Annotated in this window: 3 protein-coding genes; all 3 read right to left on the bottom strand. The window is 38.2% G+C overall.

Translation table 11 applies throughout. From position 1 onward, the window contains the following. Positions 1 to 1849 (bottom strand): type I polyketide synthase (locus IQ247_RS29230; RefSeq protein WP_193925361.1); only part of this gene is annotated, 1849 nt, incomplete at its 3' end. A gap of 4 nt (positions 1850 to 1853) precedes the next feature. Continuing rightward, positions 1854 to 9452: an SDR family NAD(P)-dependent oxidoreductase gene (locus tag IQ247_RS29235; RefSeq protein ID WP_322745600.1), complete on the bottom strand. Its 7599-nt coding sequence runs from the start codon at positions 9450 to 9452 to the stop codon at positions 1854 to 1856. After that, a partial coding sequence (locus IQ247_RS29240; protein WP_193925363.1) for a beta-ketoacyl reductase occupies positions 9449 to 10389 on the bottom strand: 941 nt, incomplete at its 5' end. The genes IQ247_RS29240 and IQ247_RS29235, both read right to left, overlap by 4 nt.

The following is a 10389-nucleotide window of genomic DNA, read 5'->3' on the forward strand; positions in this document are numbered from 1 at the left end:
GGGGAGGGGATGGGGGGAAAATAAGAGTTTGTAAATCAAAACCGAGATGAGGTTTTAGCAAGGTACAACACTTATCTAAAGTTTCTCGGAATACTGGTTGTGTTTCATATAATTCTCGTCCCATGTTCTCATATTGACTACCTTGTCCCGAAAACATGAAAACGAGAGTTTTATTTGCAGCTTGGTTCGTTTTAGTTGCTGAATCATCATTAATATTACTCAGAGCTTGAATTGCTTGTTGATGATTTTGACAAACAACAAAATGTCTTTGTTCGAGCGCTTGTCTTCCTATTTGTAATGTGTAAGCAACATCAGCTAAGTTTGTATCTGAATGGGATTTTAAATATTCTGAGAGATTAGTCGTAGCAGTAGATAACGCTGTTGGGGTTTTAGCAGAAATTAATAACAGTTGCCACGAATCAACCTCACCCCCTTCCCCTCTCCTTGTTAAGGAGAGGGGTGCCGAAGGCGGGGTGAGGTTACTTTCTTCCAACACCATATGAGCATTCGTCCCACCCATCCCAAAGGAACTAACAGCAGCTCGTCGTGGGGTACCGTTGCTTTCCCAATCACGCAATTTCTGATTAACGTAAAAAGGGCTGTTATCAAAATCTATTTGAGAATTGGGAGATTCAAAGTTAAGACTGGGGGGAATTTTGCCATATTTTACCGCTAAGGCTACTTTAATTAAACCCGCAATTCCCGCAGCAGCATCTAAATGTCCGATATTACTTTTCACCGAAGCTAAAGCACAAAAATTTCTAGCTTGGGTATGTTGACGAAATACTTTATTTAATGCTGCAATTTCAATTGGATCTCCTAATGGGGTTCCGGTTCCGTGGGTTTCAATATAACCAATGGTTTCGGGATTGATTCCGGCTTTTTCTAAAGTTGTAGCGATGACATTTGCTTGTCCCGTAACGCTAGGAGCAGTTAACCCAACTTTGTGGGAACCATCATTGTTAATTGCCGAACCTTTAATAACCGCATAAATACAGTCACCATCGGCTAATGCATCACTGAGTTTTTTTAATACGACTATGCCAACACCATTACCAAAAACCGTTCCTTCACCACGAGCATCAAAAGAGCGACAATATCCGTCGGGAGATAATACACCCGACTCTTGATAAAGATAACCAGATTTACCGGAAGCAGCAACCGAAACACCACCAGCTAAAGCCATGTCGCATTCACCATTCAGCAAACTTTGACAAGCAAGATGCACGCTTACCAAAGAAGTAGAACAGCCAGTTTGTACCCCACAACTTGGACCAGTAAGATTTAATTTATAAGATACCCTTGTGGGCATTAATCCCATTACATTACTAATAACTGCTTGAACGTTATCAGTATTTGTTCTTAAATTTGAGTTTGAATAAAGGTTAATAATATAACTATTAAGCGACGAACCACCATAAACACCAATTGCACCATTGTATTGTTCCGGATCGTATCCAGCTTGTTCCAAAGCTGACCAAGCACACTCCAAAAACACCCGATGCTGAGGATCTATAACTTCAGCTTCCCTAGGAGAATAACCAAAAAAGCCCGCATCAAAACCATCAAAATCCGGGAAACTAGAATAAGCTTTGACGTAATTAGGACGATTTAAAACATCCACATCAACACCAGCATTCAGAAGTTCTTCATCAGATAAAAACTGAATCGAATTAACTCCATTACAAAGATTTTGCCAAAACTCATCAATATTATTAGCTCCAGGAAAACGTCCAGCCATACCAACAATAGCTACACGCTCATTCTTCGACTTTTCCACAGCTTCGAGTTTAGTTCTAGCTTCCTTCAAAGCTGATAAAACTCGTTCTTTAGTAAATTCAATACTCATATTTCTATTCCCTCAATAATTTCTCCAAAGCTGCTAATTCTGCGATTACCTCATCTTCCTCTCCACTATCAACCGAAAAACTCTGCGCTCCTCCGCGTTTACCTCCGCGCTCCTCTGCGTTAAAAACATATTCCTCCCTTTCTCCAAACACCTCCCCAACCAAATACTCAGCCAAATCAGCAATAGTAGGATATTCAAAAATCACGGTGGCAGGAATAGAAATTCCTAAACTAGTTTCTAAACGATTTCTTAATTCCACCGTCATCAACGAATCCATCCCCAAATCAAAAAAGCCTTGTTGTAAACCAGGTAATTGATTAGAAGGAAGTCCGAGAACTTTACCGACTTCAGCTTGCAGATGTCCCATGACAATAGAAGAGCGATAGGCTTCGCCGACACCTAAAGGTGTATCGCCTATATTTACTCTTTCTAATTGTTGTAAAAATTCCGACTCTTGTTTAAGTAATTCTGGCTTTGAATTCAGAAAGTCTGCAAAAAATGGTGATGAAATATTTTGTTGTAAAAACTTGTCCCAATCAACGGGAATAACTCCCACTTGAGGTGAATTTTGAGTTAACAACCTTTGAAATATTTCTAAACCTTGTTGTGAGGAAATTTCTCCTACACCACGTAATTGCATTTGCTGGCTAACTCCACGTTTTGCAGCTGCTCCAATTTTTGACCAAACACCCCAATTAATACTTAATCCCGGCATTCCTTTTGATTGACGATAGTGAGCTAAACTATCTAAAAATGTGTTTGCGGCAACATGATTACCTTGTCCAGGAGAACCAAATAAAGAAGCAGCAGAGGAGAACATGACAAAAAAGTCAAGGGGTAAATCTTGAGTTAAAATGTGTAAATTCCAAGCCCCTAACATTTTAGGATTTAGTACATTAATGAATCTTTCCCAAGTTAAATGTTGTAATACTCCATCATCCAATACACCAGCAGCATGAATCACACCCCGTAAAGGTGGTAATGATTTGATATTTGATATTAATTCAGCAAGTTTTGATTTATCGGTGACATCAACTTGAGCAACCATTACTTTAGCGCCAGAGTTTTCTAAAGCTTGGATACGCTGTTGAATTTCTGCATCAATATCACGACGACTAACTAATACTAAATTTTTCGCACCTTTTTGTATTAACCAATCTGCAAATAATAAACCTAAATCTCCGAGTCCACCTGTGATTAAATAAGTAGCGTTTTCTTGACAAGTAATAACCTCACCCCGATAAAGCTGCGCTTCATCTCCCCTCTCCTTGTCAAGGAGAGGGGTTAGAGGTGTCGTATTTTCTTGTGAACTCACAACCTCACCTCGATAAAGCTGCGCTTCATCTCCCCTCTCTTTAATAAGGAGAGGGGTTGGGGGTGAGGTTTGTGAGGTTTGCGAAATCACAACTTTCCCAATATGCTTCCCTTGCTGCATACGACGGAAAGCCGATATTACATCTTGAATAGAAAAAACTTGACGTGGTAAAGGTTGAAGTTGCTCAGTTTCAAATAGCTGCATCAAATCTTGCAACATTGACTGAATTAAATCTGGCTGCTGTTGAGCGAGACTCATCAAATCAATTAAAGCGTATTGTGCATTTGGCTTAACCTGTTTTACCTGTTCTAAACTCCATACATCCCGTTTGCCAATTTCGAGAAAACACCCATCAGCTTTTAAAACAGAAAAACCCTTATCAATAAAATCTCCAGACAATGAATTAAGAACAATATCTACTCCTTCCCCTTGCGTTACCATCATGATTTCATCAGCAAAATCAAGGGTACGGGAATTAAAAATATGTTGACGCTTAATTCCCATTGCTTCAAGTTTCTCCCATTTAGAGAGACTCGCAGTTGCAAATACTTCCGCACCAACAAGTTGAGCGATTTTCACCGCAGCCATTCCAGTTCCCCCAGCAGCAGCGTGAATCAAAACCCGCTTTCCGGTGGAAATTTTGGCTATTTTATTTAAGGCATAATATGCAGTCAAAAAATTTGCTGGAATAGTAGCAGCTTCCTCAAAGCTGAGATTTTGCGGTTTAAGAACAACCATCCGAGCGTCAGTAGTTACAAATTGACTAAAACTACTTGGTGCTAAAGCAATTACCGCATCTCCCGGCTTCCAATCTTCTACATTATCTCCCACCGCAACAACTTCACCAGCACATTCCACCCCAAACCAATTACGCTCAAAAGGTAATAAACCCAAAGCATCAAGCACATCAATAAAATTCAAACCCGTTGCTATAACATGAATTTCTACTTCGTTTCCTTGGGGTTTGCGTCTTGAGAGAGGTTGCAATTGCAGATTTTCCAAAGTTCCCCGTGCTGATATACCCAATTCAAACGGTTGATTTTCCGGTATTTCTAACAAATTCCTCGATAACAGCGATTGAGTTCGTACCAACCGGGGAACATAACGCTGTTGTTCACGAAACGCTACTTGCTGTTCCTGATTATTTGATAATATTTCCGTAATTAACCCCGAAGCTTGTTCCCTTATCGGAACAGTTGGATCTAAATCGATACAAAAACCACCAGATAATGGATGCTCCAAACTAATCACCTTTCCCAAACCCCATAACGGAGACTGAATCACATTTGAAACGTGATTATTTGCAATCGCGATCGCACCTTGAGTAACCAACCACAAAGATTGTCTACTATCCATAGATTGGACTAAATGTAAAGCACTAGCACAACCTAATTGCGAAGATAACTCTAATTGCTCATCAGTTACTTGAGATGTGGGTATATCCAAACTCCATAAATGCACCACCTTTTCTACAGCAACACCTTCCAACAACCGTTCAAAATCATCTTTACGTAAAGGATTAACTCGATAACGGAATTCACCTAACTCTTGATAACCTTCTCCCGGAAAAACCAAAACACAATCACTTCCCAACTGTCGAGCTAACTCCTCACCCAAACCATGACTATCCGCAAAAATCAACCATCCCTCTCCATCTCTTCCCTCTGCGTACTCTGCGTCTCTGCGGTTAATTAAATTCCCAGTCTTCCGCGCCAAAACCACCCCTTGCGGTTGCGCTTCAAACCCCGCTACCTCCTCAAATCCACACTTCGATAAAACCGATTCCCACTGATAAAAAGATATCAAAGGGTAATCCGAACGTAAATTGGTATCTGTAAAACGCCACCAACCATCAGTTAAACCAAAAATCAAATCCAACCATCGCTGGGGTTGAGTACCTTCTAATAATACAAGTTGTCCTAACGGTGATAACAACTGCCGTACATGAGTCAAAGTTTGCTCTAAATTACAAGTCGCGTGTAAAACATTCGCCGCAATAATAATGTCATATTGTTCCAACTCCCAATCTTGATTAACAGGAGATTTTTCAATATCTAAAGTTCGATATTCTACAAAATCATATTTTGAAAACTTCTGCTTTGCTTTATGAAGAAATAGCGGCGAAACATCACTAAAAGTATATTCAGTTTTACCATCAAGAGATGGTAGTAAATATGCTGTTGTTCCTCCAGTTCCCGCACCAATTTCTAGAATTCTTAAGTGTCTATTTTCAGGCTTGTTTTTTAACAATAACTCCACAACCTGCTGTACCAAAGAATTCATTAATTTTGCACCTGGTGAATCTTGGTAAAGTTGGGTAGCAGTAGTTAAATCACCTTGAGGAAAAAGTAATTGTAAAGAGTCAACTTTACCTTGCAAAACATCAGCCAAATTCATTGCACAACGATGCAATAATGTCAACTCAGCAGTAGCACTCGGATACTGAGCTAATAAATTGTGATATTGAATTTGCGGATTTTCTATTTGCGGTTGTTTGATAACTTGAAATTGTTCTTCCTGCTGTTGAACATAACCCGAATCTACCAGCATTTGTAAAAGGCGATCGCACAATTGCTGATGTTGAGGTACTATTCCTAAACTGTGAATTAATTCAGAACTAGAAAAAAGTTGATCGGGGTTAAATTTCCAATTTAGGGAATTAAAAGCATATAACACATAAGCAATACTTAATTCTTCAAGTTGTAGTAAAAATTCTTGATAAGTTTGTAATTCAGGTTGTGTTAAAGATTTTTCTAAATTTGGAAGTAAATTATCTCGTACTATTGAAGGAATTGGGAAATAATCGGGAAAAGCTTTCTCTATATCCCCTTGAATGCGCCATTCTATTTCATATAACCAATCTTCCAAAGATTCTGATTTGGAATTATTTCCCAAAACAGTTTGAGGATTAGTTCTTCTGAGTTGTAAACCTTCTAACTTAGCAATAACTTCTCCGTTATCAGCTATTAATTCCACATCAGCTATTAATAATTTAGGAAATGGATTTTGCTGAGGACGAATTTTTACCGAACTCCAAAAAGAATCATTGACATTACCATAAAAGCTTAAACTTTCCAAACCAATTGGTAGATAAATATCCGTTAAATCTTCCCAATTCAAAGCTGCTCCAATTACCTGAAAAGCCGCATCTAATAGTACAGGATGCAGTTTATAACCATAATTTGTTAATTCTGGGGGTAATTGAATTTTTCCTAAAGCTTGATTTTTGCTACCAAATAATTCAGTTATAGCTTGAAAACTTTCTCCATATTCAATACCGCGTTTTTGGAATTCTTGATAATAATTTGATATAGAAATGTCAGACATTCCGTCTTTGTCATGTATTTGGGAGACGTAATGTATTACGTCTCTACATTTTTTTATCTTTCCTTTTGCATGAACTACCCATGTATCTTCTGCTGTGATTAAACTGAATATTTCAAAAGTATATTCAAATATATTTTCTTCTTCTTGCTGCGGTACTAAAACTACTTGAGTAGTTGTCGGTGCATCATCAGAAAATATTAAAGGTTGGAGAATTTCCAGATTTGTTAAAACTAAATTATCCGTATTAAATAAAATGCTTCCTGCGGCTAAAGCCATTTCTATATAACCCGCACCGGGGAGAATGACTTTTTGAAAAACTTGATGCTGTTGTAGATAAGCAGGATTATTTGGATTCAAAGAATGTTGAAAATAAATTGTGTTTGAACGGGATAAATCGAGTTTTTCTCCCAAAAGTGAATGTAAAATATCCCTTTGGGTAATATCTCTTGTTGTTTTAGGAGCGACATCAACATAATAAAGCTGACGTTGAAATGGGTAAGTTGGTAATAAAACCCGATTTCGATGATAATCTTGCTCAAATCCTTGCCAATCAATATTGACTCCGTTTACATACATCTGAGCCAAGCTTGAGAGCATCACCTGCCAATCATGATTATTTCCATCTTCTGCTAAACTTGGCAACCACAATATTCCTGTTAATGGTAAATTTGCAGTTTTTGCTCCTAATTGCACACAGATATTACAATCTAATTCCTTAATAATTTGAATACTTTTACTAAGGTTTACCGATTGCGAAATCTTCTCGTACCAATATTTAGGATTTGCAATTTCTGAACCAATTAATTTTCCGCTAACACTGGAAATTACCTCAATTTGTGGCAAAGAATAATTAATTGAATTTGCTTTAATACGGTTTGTTACTAATTTGAATGCATCTTCTAAACTGAAAATTCCCGCAACAGTAGCAGCAACATACTCACCAATACCATCTCCAATTACTACCGAAGGATGCACACCCCAAGTTGTCCATAATTTATATAGAGCGTATTGAACTGCGAATAAAGTAGTATTTTTTATTTGTTCCCTATTCCCTATTCCCTGCTCCCTATTACCTCTTACAATTAGTAAATCTAAATCAATTAATGATTTTAGTATTTCATTACATTTATCTAAAGCTTGTTTAAAAATTGGTTGAGTTTGATATAATTCCCAACCTATATTTATATATTCACTACTTTCTCCGGTGAAGAAAAAGGCGATTCTTGGGCGTTTATTAGTGGATGTTGTGCCTTGAAATAACCTCACCCCGCCTCCGGCACCCCTCTCCTTACTAAGGAGAGGGGATGGGGGTGAGGTTTCTTGATAATTCGATAATTGTTCTAATGCTTGGGTGGTAGATTCAGCAATAAGAACTAAGCGATTTTGGAAGTGCGATCGCCCTGTGTTGGCACTAAAACAAATATCCGCAAAATTTATATTATTGTTATTTGTCAAGTATTCTTGATAATTATTTACAACATCTGATAAAGCTTCTGGTGTCTTTGCAGATAATGTCAGTAGATGTAAAGGACGTTCAGTTGTGTGTTCTGATTTCTTCTTCCTTCTTTCTTCTTCCCTTCTGCCTTCAATTACCACATGAGCATTGGTACCGCTAAAACCGAAAGAACTCACACCAGCAAATCTTGGTGTATTAGAAATTAACCAAGGTGTACTTTCTGTCGTCACCTGAAATGGTAATTCTTCCCAAGGTATATAGGGATTAGGTTGTTGAAAATGTAAATGAGGGGGAATTTCTTGATTTTGCAGGGATAATATTAATTTGATTATTCCAGCGATTCCTGCTGCTGCTTCTAAATGTCCGATGTTGGTTTTTACCGAACCAATTTTTAAAGGATTATCAGCACTATGGTACTTGCCAAAAACGGAACCTAATGCATTAATTTCGATGGGGTCTCCCAAACTTGTACCTGTACCGTGAGCTTCGATATAATTAATCTGCGATGGTTCAATTTTACTGTTTTCTAAAGCTTGAGAAATTACCGCTTGTTGTGAAGTACCATTGGGAACGGTTAACCCACTACTACGACCATCTTGATTGACTGCTGAACCTCGAATCAATGCCAAAATCGGATTTTTATCCGTTACAGCATCCGCAAGTCGTTTAAGTATAATAATGCCACATCCTTCTGCTCGCACAAATCCATCGGCTGCGGCATCAAAGGTTTTACAACGTCCGTCAGCAGCTAACATTCGCGCTTTAGAAAAGTTAATGCTGAATTCAGGGGATATCAGTCTATTTACTCCCCCAACAAGTGCTGTATCACACTCTTGATTCCGTAAACTTTGACAAGCGAGATGAACTGCAACTAAAGATGAAGAACAAGCAGTATCTACTGCTATACTCGGTCCAGTTAAACCCAAAGTATATGATAAACGTCCGGCTGCGGTACTGTGAGAATTCCCGGTGGCTAAATAAGCATCAATTTCGGTGACTTCTCTGGTTAGTAGCTGTTGTGAATAATCATTACTGCTAATACCAACGAATACACCAGTTTTACTTCCCTGTAAACTCACCGGAACAATACCCGCATTTTCTAAAGCTTCCCAACTAACTTCCAATAATAATCGCTGCTGGGGGTCTAAAGAAACCGCTTCACGAGGAGAAATTCCGAAAAATGCAGCATCAAATTCATACAGTTGCTTGACAAATCCACCATAACGGGAGTTTATTTTCCCTGGTGTTTGAGAATTTGGTGCAAAATAAGCATTGATATCCCATCTATCTGGAGGAACTTCAGAAATTGCATCAACTCCATGAGATAATAATTCCCAAAAAGCTTGGAGATTGTCAGCACCGGGAAAACGACATCCCATACCGATAATCGCAATTGGTTCGGTTTTTGCTTGTTCTAATGCTTGTAATTTGGCACGCATTTCTTTAAGCTCGTGCAAAGCTTTCTGCATTAGAGAGCGGTAATCCCTGGGTTGTTGCTGATTCACGATTGTTTACCTCGCTCAATTTCCATTAATTCTTGAGCCAGTAAATCTGCTACTTCATCTTCAGAAAGTTCTGTTAATTCTGTTTCAACTGGCTGTTCTACTTGATGATTTTCTAAATTGATTTGTTCAATTAAATAATCTAATAAAGCATTTAAAGTTGGTTGGTCGAATATTATAGTTGAAGGTAGGGAAATTTTCAAACTTTTTTGTAAACGGTTTTTTAATTCTACCGAAGTTAAAGAATCCATTCCCAAATCAAAAAAGCCTTTTTCTGCATCAATTTCATCTGGTGAGAAACCAAGAATTTGGGAAATTTGAGTCCGTAAATGCATTTCTAAAAGATAACGACGTTCTGATGGTTTAGCTGCAAATAAAGATTCCAGATATCCGGTTTCTACAGTTTTTGCTGATTGTATTTGAGAAGAAGAGATAAAATCAGTAAAGAATGGTGAAGTAATATTTTGCTGTAAAAACTGTGACCAATTTATTGGTAATACACCAATTTGAGGAGTATCAAATTGTAATAATTTGGCAAATAAATCAATACCATCTTGTGGTGCGATCGCGCCGATTCCTTTCATCTGCATTTCTTTATCAGCATTGCGTTCAGCCGCCGAACCGACATCAGACCAAATTCCCCAATTGATACTCAATCCCGGTTTTCCAATACTTTGACGATAATGAGCTAAGGCATCTAAAAACACATTCGCAGCTACGTGATTAGCTTGTCCGGGAGAACCAAATAAAGCCGTTGCAGAAGAGAACAATACAAAGAAATCTAAAGGAAAATCTTGAGTTAGATCGTGAAGATTCCAAGCACCGAGAACCTTGGGATGAATAACATTAGTAAATCGCTCCCAAGTCATCGAATGTAAAATACCATCATCTAACACACCAGCAGCATGAATTACACCCCGTAGAGGAGGGGGGGAGGGGG

The sequence above is a fragment of the Plectonema cf. radiosum LEGE 06105 genome (assembly GCF_015207665.1).
Taxonomy (GTDB): Bacteria; Cyanobacteriota; Cyanobacteriia; order Cyanobacteriales; family Nostocaceae; genus Rivularia; species Rivularia radiosa_A.